This window comes from Aurantimonas sp. DM33-3 (genome assembly GCF_014334315.1).
Taxonomy (GTDB): Bacteria; Pseudomonadota; Alphaproteobacteria; order Rhizobiales; family Rhizobiaceae; genus Aurantimonas; species Aurantimonas coralicida.
The window spans coordinates 41,213-62,367 of record NZ_JACSGS010000013.1 but is presented as its reverse complement, the minus strand read 5'-3'; the positions used below and the strand labels follow the sequence as shown (position 1 = coordinate 62,367).

General features: G+C 67.7%; 18 protein-coding genes, 1 other RNA gene and 1 pseudogene. 9 read left to right on the top strand and 11 right to left on the bottom strand.

Annotated features, from left to right (window positions below):
- The first annotated feature begins 35 nt into the window (after positions 1-35).
- Positions 36-1,130 carry a transglycosylase SLT domain-containing protein gene (locus tag H9Q09_RS16565; protein WP_187391939.1) on the top strand — a complete coding sequence of 365 codons (1,095 nt, stop codon included), beginning with the start codon at positions 36-38 and terminating at the stop codon, positions 1,128-1,130.
- A 34-nt stretch (positions 1,131-1,164) separates the two neighbouring features.
- Here the strand turns inward: H9Q09_RS16565 and H9Q09_RS16560 are convergent, their stop codons facing one another.
- Both H9Q09_RS16560 and dapD read right to left on the bottom strand, forming a co-directional pair.
- Positions 1,165-1,935, bottom strand: a complete 771-nt coding sequence (locus H9Q09_RS16560; RefSeq protein ID WP_246716189.1) for a phosphodiester glycosidase family protein — start codon at positions 1,933-1,935, stop codon at positions 1,165-1,167.
- A 50-nt stretch (positions 1,936-1,985) separates the two neighbouring features.
- The gene (gene dapD, locus H9Q09_RS16555) at positions 1,986-2,840 is read right to left on the bottom strand and encodes a 2,3,4,5-tetrahydropyridine-2,6-dicarboxylate N-succinyltransferase (RefSeq protein ID WP_187391937.1); all 855 of its coding nucleotides are present in this window, start codon (positions 2,838-2,840) and stop codon (positions 1,986-1,988) included.
- Between the two features lie 124 nt (positions 2,841-2,964).
- On the opposite strand from dapD, the gene H9Q09_RS16550 reads away from it, so the two are divergent.
- On the top strand, positions 2,965-3,813 hold the full coding sequence (locus H9Q09_RS16550; protein WP_187391936.1) for an LOG family protein: 849 nt from the start codon (positions 2,965-2,967) through the stop codon (positions 3,811-3,813).
- 245 nt (positions 3,814-4,058) lie between these two features.
- Here H9Q09_RS16550 and H9Q09_RS16545 read toward each other — a convergent pair whose 3' ends face one another.
- Both H9Q09_RS16545 and H9Q09_RS16540 read right to left on the bottom strand, forming a co-directional pair.
- The gene (locus tag H9Q09_RS16545; RefSeq protein WP_187391935.1) at positions 4,059-5,375 is read right to left on the bottom strand and encodes a ChaN family lipoprotein; all 1,317 of its coding nucleotides are present in this window, start codon (positions 5,373-5,375) and stop codon (positions 4,059-4,061) included.
- A 378-nt stretch (positions 5,376-5,753) separates the two neighbouring features.
- Positions 5,754-6,986 carry a lytic murein transglycosylase gene (locus tag H9Q09_RS16540; protein WP_187391934.1) on the bottom strand — a complete coding sequence of 411 codons (1,233 nt, stop codon included), beginning with the start codon at positions 6,984-6,986 and terminating at the stop codon, positions 5,754-5,756.
- A 122-nt stretch (positions 6,987-7,108) separates the two neighbouring features.
- Between H9Q09_RS16540 and H9Q09_RS16535 the strand changes: the two genes are divergently transcribed.
- Positions 7,109-7,501: a GFA family protein gene (locus H9Q09_RS16535; RefSeq protein ID WP_187391933.1), complete on the top strand. Its 393-nt coding sequence runs from the start codon at positions 7,109-7,111 to the stop codon at positions 7,499-7,501.
- A 27-nt stretch (positions 7,502-7,528) separates the two neighbouring features.
- Here the strand turns inward: H9Q09_RS16535 and recR are convergent, their stop codons facing one another.
- Genes recR through H9Q09_RS16520 form a run of 3 tightly spaced genes read right to left on the bottom strand, consistent with a single transcriptional unit; the run spans position 7,529 to position 10,392 of the window.
- Entirely contained in the window at positions 7,529-8,134 is a 606-nt protein-coding gene (gene recR, locus H9Q09_RS16530) for a recombination mediator RecR (RefSeq protein WP_009208116.1), read from the bottom strand.
- 26 nt (positions 8,135-8,160) lie between these two features.
- Positions 8,161-8,484, bottom strand: coding sequence for a YbaB/EbfC family nucleoid-associated protein (locus H9Q09_RS16525; RefSeq protein WP_009208115.1), 324 nt, complete (start codon positions 8,482-8,484; stop codon positions 8,161-8,163).
- Between the two features lie 9 nt (positions 8,485-8,493).
- Positions 8,494-10,392: a DNA polymerase III subunit gamma/tau gene (locus H9Q09_RS16520; RefSeq protein ID WP_348646321.1), complete on the bottom strand. Its 1,899-nt coding sequence runs from the start codon at positions 10,390-10,392 to the stop codon at positions 8,494-8,496.
- Between the two features lie 276 nt (positions 10,393-10,668).
- On the opposite strand from H9Q09_RS16520, the gene H9Q09_RS16515 reads away from it, so the two are divergent.
- A complete protein-coding gene (locus H9Q09_RS16515; RefSeq protein ID WP_187391931.1) occupies positions 10,669-11,271 on the top strand; it encodes an isoprenylcysteine carboxylmethyltransferase family protein in 603 nt (200 codons plus the stop codon).
- Positions 11,272-11,283: 12 nt separating this feature from the next.
- On the opposite strand, the pseudogene H9Q09_RS16510 reads toward H9Q09_RS16515, so the two are convergent.
- A pseudogene (locus H9Q09_RS16510) lies at positions 11,284-12,241 on the bottom strand (IS630 family transposase).
- Positions 12,242-12,399: 158 nt separating this feature from the next.
- Positions 12,400-12,497, bottom strand: an RNA gene (ffs, locus tag H9Q09_RS16505) — signal recognition particle sRNA small type.
- A gap of 67 nt (positions 12,498-12,564) precedes the next feature.
- Here ffs and H9Q09_RS16500 point away from each other — a divergent pair.
- Positions 12,565-12,978 (top strand): HIT domain-containing protein, encoded by a 414-nt coding sequence (locus H9Q09_RS16500; RefSeq protein ID WP_187391930.1) that lies wholly within the window; start codon positions 12,565-12,567, stop codon positions 12,976-12,978.
- A 27-nt stretch (positions 12,979-13,005) separates the two neighbouring features.
- Positions 13,006-13,965, top strand: a complete 960-nt coding sequence (gene nudC, locus H9Q09_RS16495; protein ID WP_187391929.1) for an NAD(+) diphosphatase — start codon at positions 13,006-13,008, stop codon at positions 13,963-13,965.
- 24 nt (positions 13,966-13,989) lie between these two features.
- Here nudC and H9Q09_RS16490 read toward each other — a convergent pair whose 3' ends face one another.
- Together H9Q09_RS16490 and H9Q09_RS16485 are read right to left on the bottom strand one after the other, a co-directional pair.
- A complete protein-coding gene (locus H9Q09_RS16490) occupies positions 13,990-14,874 on the bottom strand; it encodes a prephenate dehydratase (protein WP_187391928.1) in 885 nt (294 codons plus the stop codon).
- Positions 14,871-15,605 (bottom strand): 3-deoxy-manno-octulosonate cytidylyltransferase, encoded by a 735-nt coding sequence (locus H9Q09_RS16485; RefSeq protein ID WP_187391927.1) that lies wholly within the window; start codon positions 15,603-15,605, stop codon positions 14,871-14,873. Before H9Q09_RS16485 ends, H9Q09_RS16490 begins: the two co-directional genes overlap by 4 nt.
- A gap of 193 nt (positions 15,606-15,798) precedes the next feature.
- On the opposite strand from H9Q09_RS16485, the gene H9Q09_RS16480 reads away from it, so the two are divergent.
- From H9Q09_RS16480 to H9Q09_RS16470, 3 genes are all read left to right on the top strand, one after another.
- Positions 15,799-17,082: a cytochrome c family protein gene (locus H9Q09_RS16480; RefSeq protein ID WP_187391926.1), complete on the top strand. Its 1,284-nt coding sequence runs from the start codon at positions 15,799-15,801 to the stop codon at positions 17,080-17,082.
- Between the two features lie 218 nt (positions 17,083-17,300).
- Entirely contained in the window at positions 17,301-19,265 is a 1,965-nt protein-coding gene (locus H9Q09_RS16475; protein ID WP_246716188.1) for an extracellular solute-binding protein, read from the top strand.
- Positions 19,265-21,145, top strand: coding sequence for an extracellular solute-binding protein (locus H9Q09_RS16470; protein ID WP_187391925.1), 1,881 nt, complete (start codon positions 19,265-19,267; stop codon positions 21,143-21,145). Before H9Q09_RS16475 ends, H9Q09_RS16470 begins: the two co-directional genes overlap by 1 nt.
- The last annotated feature ends 10 nt before the right edge of the window (positions 21,146-21,155 follow it).

Below are 21,155 nucleotides of genomic sequence, written 5' to 3'. Positions count from 1 at the left end.
AGGCAGCACAGGGGACATTGCGCGAGGGAACTTCCATGACACTGCCGAGGACCGCCATTGCCGGCTCTGCGTGCGTCACACGGGCCGCGTTGTTCGGCATGATCGCGTCGCTGGCGGCCCTTGCCGGCTGCATCGCCGACGGCCCGGGCGGATCGCCCATGGGGATCGCCGTCGCCGGCAAGGAAACGGCGGATGCGGCCGACGATGCCGACGCGCCGGCCGAAGCCGATGTCGCCGTCGCCGCCAGGGAGGCGAAGGCAGCCGCCGAGACCGGCACCATCTCCGGCAGCGCCTCGCTCGACAGGCTGATCGAACGCCATGCCGCCGAGGCCGGCGTTCCCGCCCCCCTCGCCTATGCCGTGGTGCGGGTGGAAAGCCGCTACAATCCCAAGGCGCGCGGCAACGGAGTCTACGGTCTCAGCCAGATCAAGCCGGCCACGGCCCGGTCGCTGGGCTTTTCCGGCCCGACCAGCGCTCTCTTCGATGCCGACACCAACCTCACCTACGGCATGAAATATCTGAAGGGCGCCTGGGAAAAGGGCGGCCACGACGTCTGCCAGGCCTCGATGAAGTACAAGGGCGGTCACCGCGCCACCCGCATGAGCGCCTCGGCCCAGCGCTATTGCTCCGCCGTCAAGGCGCATATGGCCGAAGTGTCGAAGCGCCGCCGGACACCCGGAACGGTCGCCGAGTCCGAATCCGAACCGGGCCTGATGGGCACGCTCGTCGCCGCCGTGACGCCTGCCCCCGAAAAGCCCGCCGCGACGCCGGCCAAGGCCGCACGGCCTGCCGCAGCCGCGCCGACAAAGGCCACCGAGGTCGCGACCGCTGCGCCGGCCAGTGAACCGGCCGCAGCGCAACGCGGCGACACCCCCGTGGTCGCAGCCGCCTATGTCGCGGCACCGAAGCCTGCAGCGATCCCGCGGCCCGTTGCCCGCACCGAAGCAGGCGAGACCCCGACAGCAGCGTCAGCGCCCCAGCCTGCGGCGGCACCGGCCCCTGAAAACGGCAAGGCCGATCGCCTCGCCTCGCGCCCGGCCAGCGCACCGGCCGAGCCCGATTCCCTCGCCGCCCGCATGGCCGGCACGGACGATCCGTCGACGGAACTGCGCGGCAGCGCAGCGGACTGAGCGTCCGCTTCGCCTAGAGCCGGTCGGCCGGCTGCTAGTCCGGCTTGTCGGAGACCACCAGCATCGGCCCCAGCCGGTCGCGGCGATAGGCGATCCCGCCGTCCGGATAGGCCAGGCTCGACACCTTGCCGTCGAAGAACAGCGCGTCGCGGCAGTCGAGCCGGTCGCGGAAGAAGACGGCGAAATCCCAGAAATTGACCGGGCTGCGCGACAGGACGAGACGCACCGTCCGCCCATCCGCGCTGGCGCAGACGCCGTTGCGCACATGCCGGCTGTCGGACCCGTCGATGAAGCGCGGATGCAGCTTGCCGTCGATCAGCAGCATCGGCCCCGACTGGGTCGCGAGCGTCGGCCGGCGGGGCGCGGCGAGATAGGCATCGGTGGTCAGAACCGCGGCGCGGCCATTCTCGACGAAGAACACGCCGTTGGGCTGCATCGAGTAATTGCCGCTGCCGGTGCCGCGCACCAGCGGGCTGACCTCGACGCCGTCCTGCACCGCAAGGCCGACCGGACGGCGGTCCTCGTGATACATGCCGGCATTCATGATCAAGCGGACGCGGCCATCGACGCTCGCCGCGGCGCGCTCGAAGGTCCGGTAGGGCGCGTTGCTCGCGTCGACGGCGCGCAGCGCCAGATCGGTGCGATCCAGCGACACGTCGCAGACCAGATACTCCACCCCCGCCGCGATTTCGCTGCGGCAGAGGCCGTCATGGCCGGCCGGCAGCGACGGCACGCCCTGCAGCCAGCCGAACAGGCCGCTCGCCGCGATCAGCGAGAGAGGCCAGAAGGTTCGCAGTCGCGCCATCGCGGATCGGCCTTGGGGCAAGGGTCGCGGCTTGGGGCCGCGACGCCGGCTCAGTTGCGCAGGAGCTCGTTGATCGAGGTCTTGGAGCGGGTGCGCTCGTCGACGCGCTTGACGATGACGGCGCAATAGAGGCTCGGCCCCGGCTCGCCATTGCCCATCGGCTTGCCCGGCATCGAGCCTGCGACGACCACCGAATAGGGCGGCACTTCGCCATAGGAGATCGTGCCGGTGGTGCGGTCGACGATCTTGGTCGACTGGCCGAGGAAGACGCCCATGCCGAGCACCGAGCCTTCGCGCACGATGCAGCCCTCGACGACCTCGGAACGGGCGCCGATGAAGCAGCCATCCTCGATGATCGTCGGGCCGGCCTGCATCGGCTCCAGCACGCCGCCGATGCCGACGCCGCCTGACAGATGCACGTTCTTGCCGATCTGTGCGCAGGAGCCGACCGTCGCCCAGGTGTCGACCATCGTGCCCTCGTCGACGAAGGCACCGAGATTGACGAAAGACGGCATCAGGACGACGCCCTTGCCGATATGGGCCGAGCGGCGCACCACCGCGTTCGGGACGGCGCGAAAGCCCATCTCGCGGAAGCGGTCGGCGTTCCAGCCCTCGAACTTCGACGGGACCTTGTCCCACCAGGTCGCACCGCCCGGGCCGCCTTCGATGACGGTCATGTCGTTGAGGCGGAAGGACAGGAGCACCGCCTTCTTCAGCCACTGGTGCACGGTCCAGCTGCCGTCGGCCTCGCGGCTGGCGACGCGCGCCTCGCCGCGGTCGAGCATGTCGAGCGACGCCTCGACGGCATCGCGGACTTCGCCGGTCGTCGATGCCGAGATCGAGTCCCGGTCCTCGAAGGCCCGTTCAATGGTGGTTTCGAGGGCGGCGCGATCCGGCGCGGTCATCGGCGAACTCCTGCAGAATGGGGAAAATGCGGGCGCTGCGCACCCTGACCAAGTCGGCGCGGACCCTAGTTGAAGGCCCTGAGGCGGTCAATCGACGGCCCATGCAGGCGACGAGGCAGACACGATGAACGACACACCCCGCAACCAGAACGGCTGGGACCCCTTTCCGAGCTCGCGGCGGGACAAGGAAGAGACGGCAGTACAGGTCGATACCCCGCAGACCCGCTCCCCCACCTATGCGCTGGCCTATGCCGACGACGACTTCCTGACCCGCGAAGAGACCCGCGGCATCCGGCTTCAACTCGAGCTGATGAAACCCGAACTGGCGCTGAACGAGGCGGGCATCCTGTCCACCGTCGTGCTGTTCGGCGGCGCCCGCATTCCCGAGCCGGGCACCGAGGCCTGGGCGGCGCGCAACGAGACCCAGCGCCGCAATCTCGAGGCCAATTCGAAATTCTACGAGGAGGCACGCCGCTTCGCCGCCATCGCCTCGCAGCATTCGGCCAACAGCCATGGCGGCAAGGAATATGTCATCGTCACCGGCGGCGGCCCGGGCGTCATGGAAGCCGGCAATCGCGGTGCGGCCGATGTCGACGCCCTGTCGATCTCGCTCAACATCACCCTGCCTCACGAGCAGGCGCCGAACCGCTTCGCCACGCCGGAACTGTGCTTCAACTTCCACTATTTCGCCGTCCGCAAGATGCACTTCCTGCTGCGGGCGAAGGCGATGGCGATCTTCCCCGGCGGCTTCGGCACCATGGACGAATTGTTCGAGGCGCTGACGCTGATCCAGACCCGACGAATGCAGCGCATTCCGGTGCTTCTGTTCGGGGAGAGCTTCTGGCGCCGCGTGATCAACCTGGAGGCCCTCGCGGAGGAAGGCACGATCGCGCCGGAAGACCTCGATCTCGTGACCTATGTGGACACGGCCGAGGACGGCTGGGCGGCGATCCGGAAATTCTACGACTTCTGAGGATGCATCGGCGGGACGTCCGAGATCACCGCACCGCCCCCTGACGCCCGTCGTCTTATGGGCTGGACCCGAGGATCCACGCCTCTGCGCTTAGCGACCGTTCCGTCGGAGATCAGCGACGCGTCAACGGGTCCGGCATGGGCCCTCGGGTCAAGCCCGAGGATGACGACCTTGTTTGATGGAGTGGCTCTTCCGCTGAGATTGGGCTCGAAGCCCCGGCGCAGGCGGAACCTGCGGTGGCGGACTTACTGGTCCGCCTGCCCCATCCGGGCGCGGAGCGCCTCGCAGGGGTCGGCAATGTCGTTGCGCGGCGTGAAGATCGTGTAGTCGTAGGGCGCCGGCGCATCGCTCGTGAGGCCGTAATCGGCGGCCTCGGCCTCGCCGTCACTGACCTCGACCATCTGCACCGCGACCGTGGCCGCATCCGGATCGCGTTCCGCGAGGATGTTCGGCACGCCGCGATCCTTGCGGACATGGCCGGAGCCGGCGATCAGCACGGCGCTGCCGCTCTCTTTCGCCGCATCGACCAGCGCGTCGGCCAATGCACCGTCGCGGGCCCGCTGGACCGTCGCCATGGCGCCGATGGCGCCCTCGGGCATCAGCCCGCAATGGGCGGTCCTGATGGTTTCGGCCAGCGCGTCGGCCTGTTCCGCCGGCACTTCGAGGCGCAGCGACAGGCGTTCGATCTCGGCTTCGCTCAGGGCATCGAGACCGTTTTCGCCGATCGCACGGATCGTCTGGCGGTCGAGATCGCCGGCGCGAAGCGTCAGCCCCTCGGCGACGGCCGCATCGAAGACCGGCTGGTAGATCGAGAAGGCGGGCCAGCCGCGTTCGGACCATTGCAGTTGCTCGGAGAGCGATGCGACATCGCGATCCCCGGTCTCGGCAAACTCTTCCAGAACGTCGGCTAAGCTTTCCGGGATCATCTCGAAGACCACGGCCGGCTCGCTGCCCAGCTTGGCCAGGCCGCCGATGATGTCGGCCTGCAGCTGGTGATGATCGGGATTATCGTGGATTTCGCCGAGAAGCAGATAGCGCGCGCCGCTGGCGGCCCCCATCAGCGTATCGCGGCTGGAGCGCGCACCGCGCGCATCGAAGACTTCGCCGACCAGCGGATTGTCGCGGAAATGCTCCGACTGCCAGGCGGTCGCCATCGTCGGCAGGTCGGCGGTCGAAGCACTTGTCGAACTGCCGGTCGTCGCCGCCACCTTCAGCGACAGCGTGCGCGAACTGCCGGCCTGCGCGAGTTCGGCGAGCTTGGCCGAAGCGGATGTCGCGACGGGCTTCGAGACCGCCGGCTGGGCCAGTTCCCGGACGTCCGGCGTGCCGTCACCATCGGCGTCGAACGGTTCGACTGTCGCGACCGCGATTTCGGAAAAGGCGTTGTCGGCCGGGCGGACGAGGGAAACGTCGAGGGACAGATCGGATTTCGGCGCGACGAACTCGGCGACATCGGCGCCGGCGTCCATCTGCGGCATGACGAGGTCGGCCGTCTTGCCGACGGCGTAACCGAGCCCCGCAAGGAGCATGATGCTGGAAGGTATCCAGATCCGTCGTTTCAATCGGTTTCCCCAAAAACGATTGCAAAGCCCGGAGCGCGAATCGTGCGAGCCGATCCGCAATCTATTGGCTCAGGATGTGGCGAAACTATTGCAGCGAGGGACGAAGGTCACGCAAGCCCTGTCAGGGGTGCAGGTTCGGGCAAGGGCCAGTCACGGGCCGGATGGATAGGGCGGACGGTTCGAAGACCTGCTTCGAACCGTCCGCGTCGCCTCCCCAGGCAACTCCCGCCGCTTGGCAGGCGATCGTGCCGCCTGCTCTCCTCGGGTTCCGTCATCTTCGGTACAAGCCGCGCCCCGCCGGCGAAAGGTCGTGACCGCAACAGGGGAAAGGTTTTGGCAGGGATCGTGTACGAGAGGTTAAATCAACTGTGGATAGCATCACAGCGCGCCGGCCAGCGCCCTTGTCGGCCAGCACGTCTCGCCCATTCCGGACTTGAGCTGGAACGCCCCGATCGAGCGCCGCGTCTTGAAGCCCGCAAGCCCGTCCGCCCCGCCGACATCGTAGCCGCGCGCCTCCAGCTTCTGCTGCATGCGTGCGACGTCGCCCCGCGTCAGCCGGTCGGTGGCCTTCCAATCTCCCGCCAGCGGTCCCGCCCCGAGCATCCGGTCGGCGACATGGCCGACGAACAGGGCGTAGAGGTCGGAATTGTTGTAGGCCTTGATGACGTAGAAATTCGGGGTGGCGATGAAAGCCGGGCCGAAGCGGCCGGCCGGCATCATCAGATGGCCCCGCGCCGCGAGTTCGTGGCCCGGAAACGGCCGGCCCGAGACGCGCGTCACGCCGGCGGCGACGAATTCCGAGATCGGACGACCGAGATCCGGCCCCTCATTGGCGCAGGAGACGGTGGCCGGTACCCGCGCCTCGAAGCCCCAGTCGCGGCCCGGCTGCCAGCCGGCCTGCTGCAGGTAGTGGGCGATCGAGGCCAGCGTGTCGGGCACCGAATTCCAGATGTCCTTTCGCCCGTCGCCGTCGAAATCGACGGCCAGCGCCAGGAATTTCGACGGCATGAATTGCGGCTGACCGAGCGCACCGGCCCAGGACGACTTCATCTCCGAGGTCTTCAGATGGCCGTCGGCAACGATCTGCAGGGCGGCGAGCAGTTCCTCGCGAAACATCGCCTTGCGGCGTGAGAGATAGGCCTTGGTCCCCAGCACCTCGAAGGCGTCATGGGGAATCTTCGCCGCTCCGAAAGCCGATTCCCGCCCCCAGATGGCGACGATGATCGGGGCCGGCACGCCGTAGCGCCCCTCGATCCGGTCGAGAACGGCGCGGTATTTCGCGATCAGGGCGCGCCCCTGGCGGGCATTGCCGGCCACCGCGCCTTCCGACAGATAGGCTGCACCGCTCTTGAACTCGGCCTGGAAGTTCGTCTCAGCGACGGTCGCCTTCGCGCCGGGAAGCTGCAGGTCGGGCAGCTTCAGATTGGGCGACACGCCCTTGAACGCCGCGTCGAATACCGGACGCGGCACCCCGCGCGCTCTGGCGGCGGGCCAGATGTCGGCCTCGAGGAAATTGCGGAAACCGGCCGTCAGGTTCTGCGCGCTGGCCGGCGCGAACGTCGCCGCACACAGGAGAACGACGGCGGTGAGGAGGCGAAGCGATAGCTGCATCGCCTGAGGGTAGCCGGCTCTGCGAAGCGCGCCAAGACCGGCTGCGATGGATGGACGACGGGCGGCAGCCCGGCCTAGCCTTCGTGCCGCCAAACCGATGAAACAGACGCGGAGGATGCGGCATGGAGCAATATACCGGCGGCTGCCTGTGCGGTGACGTGCGCATTGTGGCGACGGGCCGGCCCGATCGTGTCGGCCTTTGCCATTGCCTCGACTGCCGCAAGCATCACGGCGCCCTGTTCTACGCCGCCGCGATCTTCCGCCACGACGCCGTGACGGTCACCGGCGAAACGCGTGCCTATGCGGGGCGGCATTTCTGCCCGCGCTGCGGCGCGTCCGTCTTCGCCTGCACCGGTGACGAGACCGAACTGCATCTCGGCGCGCTGGGCGCGCCGGACCAGCTGACGCCCACCTACGAATGCTGGACGATCCGCCGCGAAGCCTGGCTGCCGCCCTTCCCGGTCGCGGCACGATACGACCGCGATCGCGACGCCGCGGATGGCGACGAGCCGTAGATCAGCCGTGCGAGTGTGCCGGCGCCTTCAGAGCCCGGTGCGCGAGCGCATGGCCGCCGAGAGCGTGCCTTCGTCGAGATAGTCGAGCTCGCCGCCGACCGGGACGCCGTGGGCGAGGCGCGTGACCCGCACCTCGAAGCCTTCGAGCTGGTCCATCAGGTAATGCGCCGTCGTCTGGCCCTCGACCGTGGCGTTCACGGCCAGGATCAGCTCCTTCACCCCGCCCTTGTGGACGCGTTCGACGAGCTGCCGGATGGTGAGGTCGTCGGGCCCGATCCCGTCAAGCGGCGACAGGACGCCGCCGAGCACGTGATAGGCCGCGTTCAGCGCCTTGGCCCGCTCCAGTGCCCAGAGGTCCGAGACGTCCTCCACGACGATCACGATCGACTGGTCGCGCGAGCCGTCGGTGCAGATCGTGCAGGGATCGAAGGTATCGATATTGCCGCAGACCGAGCAGATCGTCACCTTGTCCAGCGCTTCGCCCATGGCGGCCGACAGCGGCGCCAGAAGCTGCTCGCGCCGCTTGACGAGATGAAGCGCCGCGCGGCGCGCCGAACGGGGACCAAGGCCTGGAAGCTTGGCAAGCAGCTGGATCAGCCGCTCGATCTCCGGGCCTGCAATGGGTTTGGCCATGAGGGTCTAGATGCCGCCGGGACGCCTCAGAACGGCAGGCTCATGCCGGGGGGCAGCTGCAGGCCGGCGGTCAGTTCCTGGGTCTTTTCCTGGATGGCCGCATCGAGCTTGCCCTTGGCGTCGTTGTGCGCAGCCATGACGAGATCCTCGACGATGTCCTTCTCGTCTTCCTTCAGGAGCGAGGGATCGATCGCGATGCCCTGCATCTCGCCCTTGCCGGTCAGCGTGACCGACACGACGCCGCCGCCGGCCTGGCCGGTCACGGTGATGGAGGCGATCTCTTCCTGGAGGCCGGCCATCTTGGCCTGCATCTCCTTGGCCTGCTTCATCATGCCCATCAGGTCTTTCATCGCGATCTCCTAGATGTCGTCGTCGTCGGACAGCTCCGACGGATCGACCAGAATGTCGTCCTCGACCACGTCCGAAACAAGCGCTGCCTCCTCGGCCGCCGCCTCGGCGTCGCCGCGCAGCCGCACATCGACGACCTTGGCGCCGGGAAACGAGGCGAGGATCGCCGCGACTTCCGGGTCGGATTCGGCGTCGAGCAACAGCGTGTTGCGGCGTGCGGTCGCGACCTCGTCGAGGGTCGGCTTCGCCTCGCCGTTGGAAATGGTCACCACCCAGCGGCGCCCGGTCCAGTCGTGCAGCTTGCGGGTGAGATCGGTGATCAGCGTGCGCGGCGCCTCCGGCGTCAGCGCGACCTCGAGCCGCCCCGGCACCAGCTTCACCAGCCGCAGATAGCGCCGGATCGACACCGTCATCAGCGAATCGCGCTTGGATTCGGCCAGCGCGACGAGCTGTTCCAGCGTGGCGATCTCGACCTCCGGCCGCGCCTCTTCAACCGCCGGACGGATCTGCGGCCGCGAGCTCCGCCCGCCGCCCATGCGAGCACTCATCATCCCGGAGGATTGCGGGCCGCCCGCCGGTGCGACGGTGCCTTGTGTCGACGGCGCGGCGATGGCCTGCGTCGGCGCAGAAGCCGAACCGCCGGAGCCGGACGCTCCCGCACCATTGCCACCGCCCTCACGGTGCCCGGCCGCGCCGTTGCCGCCGGCCGGTGCCGGGGCAGGGGCCGGCAGATTGCCGATCTCGCCGCTGCGGATCAGCCGCACCAGATCGTCGGGCGACGGCAGGTCGGCGGCATGGGCGATGCGGATCAGGGCCATTTCGGCGGCCTGGCGCGGCGCATTGGCGTTGCGCGTTTCCTCCAGCGCCTTCAGCAGCATCTGCCAGACCTGGCCGAGAGTGCGGATCGACAGGCTCTTGGAAAATTCCAGGCCGCGCTCGGCCTCCATCGGCGACAGCGCCGCGTCCTCGGCCGCATCGGGCACGAAGCGCAGGGTCGTGACGAGATGGGTGAAATCGGCAAGGTCGGCGAGAACCACGGCCGGATCGGCGCCGACGACATACTGGTCGCGCAGCTCCTTCAGCGCCGCCGCGGCGTCGCCCTTCATCAGATATTCGAACAGATCGATGATCCGGACCCGGTCGGCGAGCCCCAGCATGTCGCGCACCGCCTGCGCGGTCACCGCGCCCGCCCCGTGGGCGATCGCCTGGTCGGTCAGGGACAGCGCGTCGCGCACCGAGCCCTCGGCGGCGCGGGCGATCAGCCGCAGCGCGTCCTCGTCGACCTCGACATGCTCGGCCGCCGCGATCTTCGTCAAATGCGCCATCAACGTCGCCGATTCGACGCGCCGCAGGTCGAAGCGCTGGCAGCGCGACAGGACGGTGACCGGCACCTTGCGGATCTCGGTCGTCGCGAAGACGAACTTCACGTGCTCCGGCGGCTCCTCCAGCGTCTTCAGCAGGCCGTTGAAGGCCTGCGTCGACAGCATGTGGACCTCGTCGATGATGTAGACCTTGTAGCGCGCCGAAACCGGGCGGTAGCGCACCTGCGCGATGATCTCGCGCACGTCGTCGATGCCGGTATGGGATGCCGCGTCCATCTCGACCACGTCGACATGCCGGCCTTCCATGATCGCCTGGCAGTGGATGCCCGGCTCGCCCATGTGGATCGTCGGCTGCTCGATCTCGTCGGTCTGGTAGTTCAGCGCCCGCGCCAGGATACGCGCCGTGGTGGTCTTGCCGACACCGCGCACGCCCGTCAGCATCCAGGCCTGGGCGATGCGGCCGGTCTCGAAGGCGTTGGTCAGCGTGCGGACCATCGGCTCCTGGCCGATCAGATCGTCGAAGGAGCGCGGCCGATACTTGCGCGCCAGCACCCGATAGGGCGCGGCGTCGCCGGCCTCGGATGAAATCGCAGTGCCGCTTTCGATATCGCTCATCGCGCCCTGGGTCCGGAAATTCGCGTCGCGGGATGGCGGTCGCCTGCCACCTGTCGGCCGGCGCGGCGGCCCCGTGACCGATGCCGCGCTCGCGTCCGGTTCTGAAGCGAATGGGCGGGGGACGCAAGTCCTGCGTGGCCGATGGACACCGGTCGTGATTTCGCCTTGCATGGCGCCGATAGGCCAAGGGAAGATCGCGCAGGACGCGCCGGCTTCAGTCACGAACGGTCGCGCAAACGGAGCGGAACGATGGCACTGACGCAGTATCAGGAGCGGCGCAGGCTGGCGCTGTTCGTCCTGTTGATCGGCGCCTTCCTGGCGCTGCTCTTCGTCGGCTCGGCCTGGACCGAAGACGTCCACGAGAGCATCGAGGTCGCCGGCCTCGCCCTCATCGTTGTCGGCATCGCCGGCCGGATCTGGTGCACGCTCTATATCGGCGGCCGCAAGGCTTCGGAAATCGTCGCCAGCGGGCCGTATTCGATCTCGCGCAATCCGCTCTACGTCTTTTCCAGCATCGCGGCGGGCGGCGCCGGCGCGGCCACCGGCAGCCTGCTGCTCGGCGCGATCTTCATGCTCGGCTGCGCCGTGGCCTTCCGGGTCGTGATCCTGCGCGAGGAGCGCTATCTGCGCGACGCCTTCGGGGCCGATTTCGACAGCTACGTCGCACGCGTCCCGCGCTTCCTGCCCAATCCGGCGCTTTACCAGGACATCCGCCGCGTCACCGTCGACACGCGGCTGGTCTATCGCACGCTCACGGACGGGCTGGTGTTCTTCCTCGCCCTGCCGTTCTTCGAGACGGTCGAGCTCCTGCAGGGCAGCGGCTATCTGCCGGTGCTGCTGCGCCTCTACTAGAGCGTCGGACGCTTAATCAGACGCATATCCCGCGGCCTTGAGGTAGTTCCAGCACTCTTCTGGTTCAAAGAGGCCGCAGATATCGCCGATGGCCTTCCAGAGATCGTCGAATGTTCTGGCGGCAGCCTTGCGCAGATGTGCCTTCAGCTTTGAGAACGCCATCTCGATCGGGTTCAGATCCGGCGAATAGGGTGGCAGGAATAGGAACCAGGCGCCTCTTTGTCGAAGGCACTCGGCCGCCCGCTGACTTTTGTGGACAGCAAGATTGTCGAGAATGACGATGTCGCCTTTGCGCAGCGTCGGCGCGAGCTGGGTCTCGATGTAGGTGTCGAAGGCGGATCGGTTGAGCGGCCGGTCGATGACCCAGGGTGCGGTTAGTTCGTGGCAGCGCAGGCCGGCAATGAAGGTCTGGGTGCCCCAGTGGCCGAAGGGTGCGTCGGCGCGCAGTCTCCGGCCGCGCCGGCTACGGCCGCGCAGCCGGGCCATCTTGGTCGTCACCGACGTCTCGTCGATGAACACCAGACGCTGCGGCGCCAATCGCATCCGGGGCTGGCGCTTGGTCTTCCAGACCCGGCGCTCCTCACGCACGCCGGCGCGTGCGCATTCCGACGCCATCAGGCATTTTTTTATATGTGAAGCCGCGCCGGCACAGAAAGCGCGACAGCACCGCCGGGGCGGCGGTCACGCTGTGCGCCTCCATCAGCAGCGCGGCCAGTTCCGGCATGGTGATGTCGGGCTTGGCTTCGACGGCGCCGATCAGAAAGGCCTCAAACACCTCCAGCTTTCCGCTACCGCGAGGGCGGCCCTGCTTGTGCGGTGCGATCGATCCTGACCGGACCCGCCGCTGGTCCAGCTTGATCGCAAAGCTCTCGCTAACGCCAAAATGGCGAGCCGCCGCCCGACGAGACTGACCCTTGTCGATGAAGCCGGCGACCCGTTCACGCAGATCAATCGAATAGCTTTTGCTCATGATCCACCTCCAGCACGAGGGAATCACGGTGAAGGCTTAAAGGGAAGCGGGCCGGGGATTCTGGGATTCAGTCCGACGCTCTAGGCGACGAGACGCGTCACGGGCGCGGCCTGAAGGCGGCACGCTCGCAAGCGGTCATGTCCTGAAAAGGGGAATGGGTGGGAGGCTGGCACGATGACCCGTGCCGGAGCTCGTTGGGGCTGCTTCCTTCCGGACCTGACCCGGTTGGCGAGTGGCGCGTCCACCACCAACCTCCCGCGCTCCATATCTGCGATCGCTGCCCTAATTGCAACCCGGGCACCCCAGATCGAGGACAGGAATTGATGCCAGCCTTCCAACTCGACCCCTGCCTTGCCAGGGACACGACGTCGATCAGCCGGCTCGGCCTCTGCGACCTGCGCCTGATGAATGACAGCCGCTGGCCGTGGCTCATCCTCGTGCCGCAGCGCATTGCCATTACCGAGTTTCACGAGCTGACGCCGCTCGACCAGACCATGCTGACCTTCGAGATGGGTCTCGTCTCCAAGGCACTGCAGACGGCGGTGAAGGCCGACAAGATGAATATCGGCGCCCTCGGCAATATCGTGCCGATGTTCCACCTGCATGTGGTGGCGCGGCGCAAGGGCGATCCCAACTGGCCCGGCCCGATTTGGGGACATGGCACTCCGGTGCCCTATGATGCCGGCGAGGCAGCGCGATTCGCCGACGAGATACGGCGCGCCATCCTGCCGGCCTGACCCTGCGGACAAGCGAGAGAACGACCCTTGAAGGATGACAACCAGCGCGCCGCGATCGCCGATCTGGCGGAGGTGAGCGCCCGCACAGGCTTTGCCGGCAACACGCTGTGGCGCGACGGCGAACGGCGCAGCGACGACAGCCTTGCCGAGGCGCTGGCCCATGACAGGGCGCGGATCTTCCTGGCGACGCCGGGCGGTCGATGGCTGTACCGCACCGGTGGTCCCGCCCTCGATGTCGGCTTCGCCCGCGCCGACGCCGAGACGCTCGGGGCGGATTTTTCAACCTGCATCCTCCTCGGCTTCGAGCCGGACGGCCGCCCGGTGCTGGCCGCCAGCGCCCCGACGGTGACGCTGCCGGCCGAAGGGCTGGAGGACAACGATCTGCGCTCGCTCGCCATGCGGTCGAGTTTCGACCCCGACACCGAAGGCCAGCTCGGCCAGGCCGCCCATCTGCTCGGCTGGCATGCGCGCAACGGTTTCTGCGCCCGCTGCGGCGGGGAGACCCGGTCCGAAGCGGCCGGCTATCGCCGCCGCTGCACGCGCTGCGACGACGTGGTCTTCCCGCGCACCGATCCGGTGACGATAATGCTCGTCCATGACGGCAACGGCCGCTGCGTGCTGGGGCGCCAGCCGCATTTCCCGGAGAATTTCTGGTCCTGCCTGGCGGGCTTCGTGGAGGCCGGCGAGACGGTCGAGGCCGCAGTGCGCCGCGAGACGTTGGAGGAATCGGGGCTCGCCGTCGCCTCGGTGCGCTATCTGGCGTCACAGCCCTGGCCATTCCCCGGCAGCCTGATGATCGGCTGCATTGCACGGGCCAGCACCTTCGAGATCGATTTCGACAGCGACGAACTGGAAGCCTGCCGCTGGTTCGACCGTGCGGAAGTGCAGGCGATGCTGGCCGAGGCCCATCCGGAGGGCCTCGCCCTGCCCCGGCGCTTCGCCATCGCCCATCACCTGATCAAGGCCTTCGCAGACGGCGAGGTCTGACGCGGCGCGGCCGGCCCCGGCGGACTATTCGCCGGCCGGGCGGTCCGTGCCGGCGTTCAGCCGATCGGGCGCGGCCTCGTAGACGCCGAGGATCGTCACCTTGCGGGTGAAGAAGGCCAGTTCCTCGAGCGCCAGCCGGACCGAATCGTCGTTCGGATGGCCTTCGACATCGGCGTAGAACTGCGTGGCGATGAACTGGCCGCCGAGCTGGTAGCTCTCCAGCTTGGTCATGTTGACGCCGTTGGTCGCGAACCCGCCCATCGCCTTGTAGAGCGCCGCCGGCAGGTTGCGGACCTCGAAGACGAAGGTGGTGACCGTGTTGCGACCGACCGGGGCCCACAAATCCGTCGGCTGGGCGCCGGGCCGCGACAGGACGACGAATCGGGTCACGTTGTTGGCCGAATCCTCGACGTCGCGCTCGATGATGTCGAGCCCGTAATGCGAGGCCGCCAGCTCCGGGGCGAGTGCCGCGCGGCTGCGGTCGCCGGCCTGCGAGACCTCCCGCGCCGCGCCCGCCGTGTCGCCGGCCACGACCGGCTTCCAGCCATTGCCGCGAATATAGCGGCGGCACTGGCCGAGCGCGTGGATGTGGCTTTGCACGGTGCGGATCTCGTCGCGGGCGACGCCCGGCAGCACCATGAGCTGGAAATGGATCGGCATGAAATATTCGCCGACGATCTGCAGCCCGGAATCGGGCATCAGATGGTGGATGTCGGCCACCCGGCCGGCCAGCGTGTTCTCGATCGGGATCATCGCCAGCGCCGCCTCGTCGGACCGCACCGCGTCGAAGGCGTCGTCGAAGGACGGGCACGGCATCGGCTCGTGATCGGGCCGCACCGCCTGGCAGGCCATGTCGGAATTGGCACCGGGCTCGCCCTGGAAGGCGATCTTGGGTCGGATGTCGCTCATGGCTCGACCCCGTACATGATTCGCGCCCGTTCCAGGTCGGCGGGGCCGTCGACGCCGAGCGGCACGGTGTCGATGATCTCGGCGTCGATGCGCATGCCGTCTTCCAGTGCCCGCAGCTGCTCCAGCTTCTCGCGATTTTCCAGCGTCGAGGGCCCGAGCGTCACGAAACGTTCGAGGCTCGCACGCCGATAGGCGTAGAGGCCGACATGATGAAACAGCGGCCCTTCGCCCCAGGGGGCCGTGGCGCGGGTGAAGTAGAGCGCCCGCAGTCGCGACGGGCCGTTGGGCGAGCCGACGATCTTCACCACGTTGGGATTGGTCTTCTCCTCCGCGTCGGTGATCGCGACGCCAAGCGTCGCGATGTCGCAGCGCGGATCCTCGAAGGGGGCGAGCACCTGGCGGATCGCCTCCGGCTCGATGGTCGGCAGATCGCCCTGCACATTGACGATGGTCTCGACCGCACCGTCGGGATCAAGTCCCTGCAGCGCCTCGAAGATCCGGTCCGATCCCGACTGGTGCTCGACCGAGGTCATCACCGCCTCGTAGCCCGCCGAGACCACCGCATCGAGGATCTCCTGCGAATCCGTGGCGATCACGACGCGGCCGATATCGGCCGCCGTGGCGCGCTCGGCGACGCGCACGATCATCGGCCGTCCGGCGATGTCGGCAAGGGCCTTCTGGGGCAGGCGCGTGGAGGCCAGCCGTGCGGGAATGAGAACGAGGATCGACATGAGCGTGCGAGGAACCGGAAATTGAAGCCGCAAAACGCTTGTCTGTAGCGGCGCGGGATGACAAAAGGCGCGGTGGAACCGCCTCTTACAGATATTGCCTTGAAACCGCAAAAGACCTAGGTTCCGCGCGTTTTTGTCAGACAGAAAGCGGCGGCGCCTGGTGCCCCTGCTTGCAGAGGGAGCCCTCCCGCCCATGAATTCGTTCGAGGCCAACAAGATCTTCGGAGCCGTGCTCGGGACCATCTTCGTCCTGTTCGGCGGCAGTCTGCTGGCGGAAGCGCTGTTCCATGCCGAAGCGCCGGAGCAGCCGGGCTACGTGATCGTGGCCGCCGAGCCGGGTGAAGGCGGCGATGCCGCCCCCGCCGCCGCGGAAGATCCGCCGGTCGCCGCACTTCTGCAGACGGCCGACGTCGAGGCCGGTGCCTCGCAGTTCAAGAAGTGCGCCGCCTGCCACAGCATCGAGAAGGGCGGCCCGAACAAGGTCGGCCCGCATCTGTGGGACACCGTCATGCGGCCGATCGCGTCGGTCCCCGACTTCGGCTACTCGACCGCCATGCAGGAATTTTCCGAGGGCGGCGAGGTGAAGTGGGACTATGAGCACCTCTACGGCTTCCTGAAGAACCCCAAGGGCTACATCCCGGGCACCGCGATGGGCTTCGCCGGCCTGAAGAAGCCGGAAGACCGCGCAAACCTGATCGCCTACATGCGCGAGCAGGCCGACAGCCCGGCGCCCCTGCCGGAAGCCCCGGCCGAGGCACCGGCTGAAGAGGCGGCTGCCGAAGAGACGACCGACGCCGCCACGACGACGCAGGTTGATCCGGCCGCAGGCGGCCAATCCGCTGCCCAGGCCGGCGGCACAGCCGATGCCGAGCCGGCTCCCCAGCCGGGCGCCGAACAGGCTCCGACCATGAGCGAGGAAGAGCGCCCGACGCCGCCTGCCGCCGACGCGCCGCAGGATGCCGGCGCAGCGCAGGCCGAAGACCAGCAGGGCGCCGGGACCGGCACCGAGGCGGCTCCAGGCGCCGAGGAGAACGTTCCGGGCGAAGAGAACGCCGCGGACGAGGAAGCTGCAGCAGCACCGGCCGAAGGTGCGGCTGGCGAGACCCAGGTCGCCGCGGCCGAGCCGGCCGCCGTGTCCGGCGACCCGGAAGCCGGCAAGAAGGTCTTCCGCAAGTGCCAGGCCTGCCATGCCGTCGGCGAAGGCGCGAAGAACAAGGTCGGCCCCGAGCTGAACGGCATCGTCGGCGAAGCCATCGCCGCGGTCGAGGGCTACAGCTTCTCGCCGGCGCTGGTCGCCTATGCCGAGGAGCACCCGACCTGGAACGTCGAGGAGCTGTCCGCATGGCTGGCCGATCCGCGCGGTCTGGTGAAGGGCACCAAGATGGTTTTCCCCGGCCTGAAGAAGCCCGAGGATGTCGCCAACGTCATCGCCTATCTCGCCACCTTCGACGAGAACGGCGCGACCACCGGCAACTGAGCCGGCACGTCACCGACATCGAGAAACATCTGCAAAGCCCCGGCCCTTGCCGGGGCTTTGTTCGTTTCGGCCTGTCGTTGCTCACGTCAGCCGCTGCCCGAAGCCCTGTCCGCCCTCGATTACGCTTTCGTCACGTGACTTTACCCGCCCCCCTTCCCTAGATTGGGTCAAGACCCGATCGCGGGACCATTGCCCGCCTATTTGCATGGAGGCCGCCCTTGTCGTTGCCGAACCGTCTCGTCCGTCTTGCCGTCGCGAGCAGCCTCGCCTTCAGTGTCATCGGCGCTCCGGCCCTTGCGCAGGACAAAACGGCCGTTCAGCCGGACCAGCAGGTGGAGACCGGAACGGCAGAGGCCGAGAACGCGGCGGCCGCCGCCCCGAAGGCCGAGGGCGCCGGGGAATGGCATGAATCCTCGTCGCTGATCGAGGGGTCGAAATATCCGGACGATTTCGCCCATTACGACTACGTCAATCCCGATGCGCCCAAGGGCGGGACGCTGAACCAGATCGCCATCGGCTCCTTCGACAGCTTCAACCCCTTCATCGTGCGCGGCACGCCGGCGGCGGGCCTTGCCACCTTCGGCGGCGGCCTCCTCTACGACACGCTGATGGACCAGTCGCCGGACGAGCCGGGCACGGCCCATGCGCTGATCGCCGAAGCCGTCCGCTACCCGGCGGACTTCTCCTCGGTGACCTACCGCCTCAACCCTGAGGCGCGCTGGCACGACGGCGAGCCGGTGACGGTCGAGGACGTGATCTGGAGCTTCGAGACGCTGACCGAGTTGCACCCGCAATGGTCGGCCTATTACAAGAACATCTTCTCGGCGGAGCAGACCGGCGACGGCGAGGTGACCTTCACCTTCGACCAGACCGGCAACCGCGAACTGCCCAACATCGTCGGCGACCTGACGATCCTGCCGAAGCACTGGTGGGAGGGCACCGACGCCAGCGGCAACAAGCGCGACATCACCCAGCCCACCTCCGAGGTGCCGCTGGGCTCCGGCCCCTACCGCATCAAGTCTTACGACATCGGCCAGTCCATCACCTGGGAGCGCGTCGCCGACTATTGGGGCCTCGACAATCCGACCCGGGTCGGCCGCTACAATTACGGCGAGATCCGCTACGTCTATCTGCGCGACACCAACGCCGCCTGGGAGGCGTTCAAGAAGGGCGGCCTCGACGACTGGCGGCTGGAGAACATGTCGCGGCGCTGGGCCGAGGGCTACGACTTCCCCGCCGTGAAGGACGGCCGCGTCATCCGCAAGACCATCGACAGCGGCCAGGTCCAGTCGATGCAGGCCTATGTGCTGAACAACCGGCTGGAGAAGTTCCAGGACCGGCGGGTGCGCAAGGCGCTGACGCTCGCCTACAATTTCGAGGAGATGAACCGCACACTGTTCTTCGGCCTCTACGAGCGCATGCACTCCTATTTCGAGAACAGCGAACTGGCCGCGAAGGGGCTGCCGGACGAGCGCGAGCTCGCCTATCTGGAGCCGCTGCGCGGCCAGATCCCCGACGAGGTCTTCACCGAGGAGTTCGCGCTGCCGGCCTATAACGACCCGGGCGCGGCCCGAAACTATCTGCGCGAGGCGCTCGGCCTCCTGAAGGAAGCCGGCTACGAGCTGCGCGGCACGACGCTTGTGAACGCGCAGACCGGCGAGCCCTTCACCATCGAGTTCCTCGGCAACGACCCGATGGACAACCGCACCCTCGAGCCCTTTGCCCGCCAGCTCCAGCGTCTCGGCATCCAGACCGAGGTGCGGATCGTCGACACCAACCAGTATATCGAGCGCATGAACGGCTTCGAGTTCGAGGTGGTCGGGCTGCGCTATCCGGACCAGTCGCTCTCCCCCGGCAACGAGCAGCGCGACTTCTGGAGCACCACCGCCGCCGACGCCCCGGGCAGCCGCAACTATTCCGGCATCAAGAACCCGGCGATCGACCAGCTCATCGACGACATCGTCTACGCGCCGGACCGCGAGAGCCTCGTCGCCGCCACGCGCGCCCTCGATCGGGTGCTGCTGTGGGAGTATTACGTCGTCCCGCAATGGTACAAGTCTGAGGACTGGCTGGCCTATTGGGACAAGCTGCAGATGCCGGAAAAGGGTCCGGCCTATAACGGCATCGACCCCTTCTCCTGGTGGACGAAGTCTGCCGAGGCCGACAAGGCTGCAGCGAACTGATGGCGACGGCGCTCGGTCATTTCACCCGCCGCCATTTCGGTCAAATGATGCTGGGTGCCGGCGTCGCGGCGATCCTGCCGGGACGGCCCTTCGCACAGGTGGCGACGGACCAGCCGCTGCACGGCCTGTCGGCCTTCGGCGAGCTGAAATATCCGCCGGATTTCGACCATTTCGACTATGCGACGCCCGACGCGCCGGCAGGCGGCCAGATGAACCTGGCCGTCGCCTACTGGGCCCTCAACCAGTCGCCCCTGACCTTCGACACGCTGAACAGCTTCGTCCTGCAGGGCAACGCCCCGCCGCGCATCGAGAAGCTCTACGATTCCCTCGTCGTCGCCGCGATGGACGAGCCCGACGCGATCTATTGCGCGCTGGCCGAAACCGTCACCCTCTCGGCCGACCGCAACAGCTTCACCTTCCGGCTGCGGCCGCAGGCGCGGTTCTCCACCGGCGATCCGGTGACCGCCGACGACGTGGTCTTCTCCTACGAGACCTTGAAGGAGTTCGGCCATCCGAGCCTGCAGGTGGCGCTCCGCAACGTCGCCGAGGCCGTGGCCGAGGACGCGGCCACCGTCCGCATCACCTTCTCCGGCGCCCAGAGCTACCAGGATGCCCTCGACGCCCTCGGCATGCCGATCCTGCCGCGCGCCTTCTTCGCCGACCGGGACTTTGCCACCGTCAGCACCGAGGCGATCCCCGGCAGCGGCGCCTATGCCATCGGGCGCTACGAGTTCGGCCGCTTCATCGAATATATCAAGCGGCCTGACTATTGGGCTAAGGACCTGAATTTCGCCCGCGGCCTCGGTCATTTCGACACGCTGCGGATCGATTTCTTCCGCGACCGCCAGCCGGCGCTGGAAGCCTTCAAGAAGGGATTGATCACCTTTCGTGAGGAATTCACCACCAAGGACTGGGCGACCGAATACGACTTCCCGGCAGTCCAGCGCGGCGAGGTCATCAAGCGGGAATTTGCCGCCGAGAAGCGTCCCCGCTTCCAGTGCTGGGCGCTCAACCAGCGACGCGAGCGTTTTGCCGATGCGCGGGTCCGGCGCGCGATCAACATGTGCTTCGACTTCGAATGGACCAACGCCAACCTCCTGTTCGGCCAGCGCGTCCATTCCAACTCGCCGTTCCAGGGCTCCGAGTTCGTCGCCACCGGCAAGCCGTCCGAAGCCGAGCTCGCTCTGCTGGAACCCCTGCGCGGCACAATCCCCGAGGAGGTGTTCGGCGAGGTCTGGGTGCAGCCGGTCAGCGACGGCTCGGGCCGCGACCGCCGGCTGCTGCGCGAAGCCTCGCAACTCTTCGCCGAGGCCGGCTGGCGCCGCGACGGCAACCGTCTGGTCAACGCCGCCGGCGAGCCGTTCCGGCTGGAATATCTGACCTATGGCCAGGAGCAGAAGCGGGTCTACGCCAAGTTCGTCGACACGCTGCGCACCCTGGGCGTCGACGCCACCATGCGGCTCGTCGATCCGGCCCAGTATCAGGAGCGGATCAACCGCTACGATTTCGACATGGTGCTGGCCGCCTTCAGCCTCGGCGCCACGCCGACGCGCGAGGGCCTGTCGCTGTTCTTCGGCAGCGATGCGGTCGACCGTCCGGGCGCCTACAATTATCCCGGCATGGCCAGCGAGGCTGTCGACACGCTGATCGGCCACGCTGCCCGCGCGACGAACCGCGCGGAACTGGTGACGGCGCTCCTCGCCCTCGACCGGGTGTTGCGCTGGCGGCTCGACTGGCTGCCCAACATCACGGCCGACGGCCATCGCGCCGCCTTCTGGGATATTTTCGGCTTTCGCGAAGACAAGCCGGACTATTCGTGGCCCGTCGAGACTCTATGGTGGTACGAAGCGGAGAAGGCCAAGGCGCTGGGCCGCGGCTGATCCGCGGCCG

Excerpts from the sequence above, each read along its gene's own strand:
- H9Q09_RS16565 (WP_187391939.1), top strand. The coding sequence starts at position 36 with ATGACACTGCCGAGGACCGCCATTGCCGGCTCTGCGTGCGTCACACGG.
- H9Q09_RS16560 (WP_246716189.1), bottom strand. The coding sequence starts at position 1,935 with ATGGCGCGACTGCGAACCTTCTGGCCTCTCTCGCTGATCGCGGCGAGC.
- dapD (WP_187391937.1), bottom strand. The coding sequence starts at position 2,840 with ATGACCGCGCCGGATCGCGCCGCCCTCGAAACCACCATTGAACGGGCC.
- H9Q09_RS16550 (WP_187391936.1), top strand. The coding sequence starts at position 2,965 with ATGAACGACACACCCCGCAACCAGAACGGCTGGGACCCCTTTCCGAGC.
- H9Q09_RS16540 (WP_187391934.1), bottom strand. The coding sequence starts at position 6,986 with ATGCAGCTATCGCTTCGCCTCCTCACCGCCGTCGTTCTCCTGTGTGCG.
- H9Q09_RS16535 (WP_187391933.1), top strand. The coding sequence starts at position 7,109 with ATGGAGCAATATACCGGCGGCTGCCTGTGCGGTGACGTGCGCATTGTG.
- recR (WP_009208116.1), bottom strand. The coding sequence starts at position 8,134 with ATGGCCAAACCCATTGCAGGCCCGGAGATCGAGCGGCTGATCCAGCTG.
- H9Q09_RS16525 (WP_009208115.1), bottom strand. The coding sequence starts at position 8,484 with ATGAAAGACCTGATGGGCATGATGAAGCAGGCCAAGGAGATGCAGGCC.
- H9Q09_RS16515 (WP_187391931.1), top strand. The coding sequence starts at position 10,669 with ATGGCACTGACGCAGTATCAGGAGCGGCGCAGGCTGGCGCTGTTCGTC.
- H9Q09_RS16500 (WP_187391930.1), top strand. The coding sequence starts at position 12,565 with ATGCCAGCCTTCCAACTCGACCCCTGCCTTGCCAGGGACACGACGTCG.
- H9Q09_RS16490 (WP_187391928.1), bottom strand. The coding sequence starts at position 14,874 with ATGAGCGACATCCGACCCAAGATCGCCTTCCAGGGCGAGCCCGGTGCC.
- H9Q09_RS16485 (WP_187391927.1), bottom strand. The coding sequence starts at position 15,605 with ATGTCGATCCTCGTTCTCATTCCCGCACGGCTGGCCTCCACGCGCCTG.
- H9Q09_RS16480 (WP_187391926.1), top strand. The coding sequence starts at position 15,799 with ATGAATTCGTTCGAGGCCAACAAGATCTTCGGAGCCGTGCTCGGGACC.
- H9Q09_RS16470 (WP_187391925.1), top strand. The coding sequence starts at position 19,265 with ATGGCGACGGCGCTCGGTCATTTCACCCGCCGCCATTTCGGTCAAATG.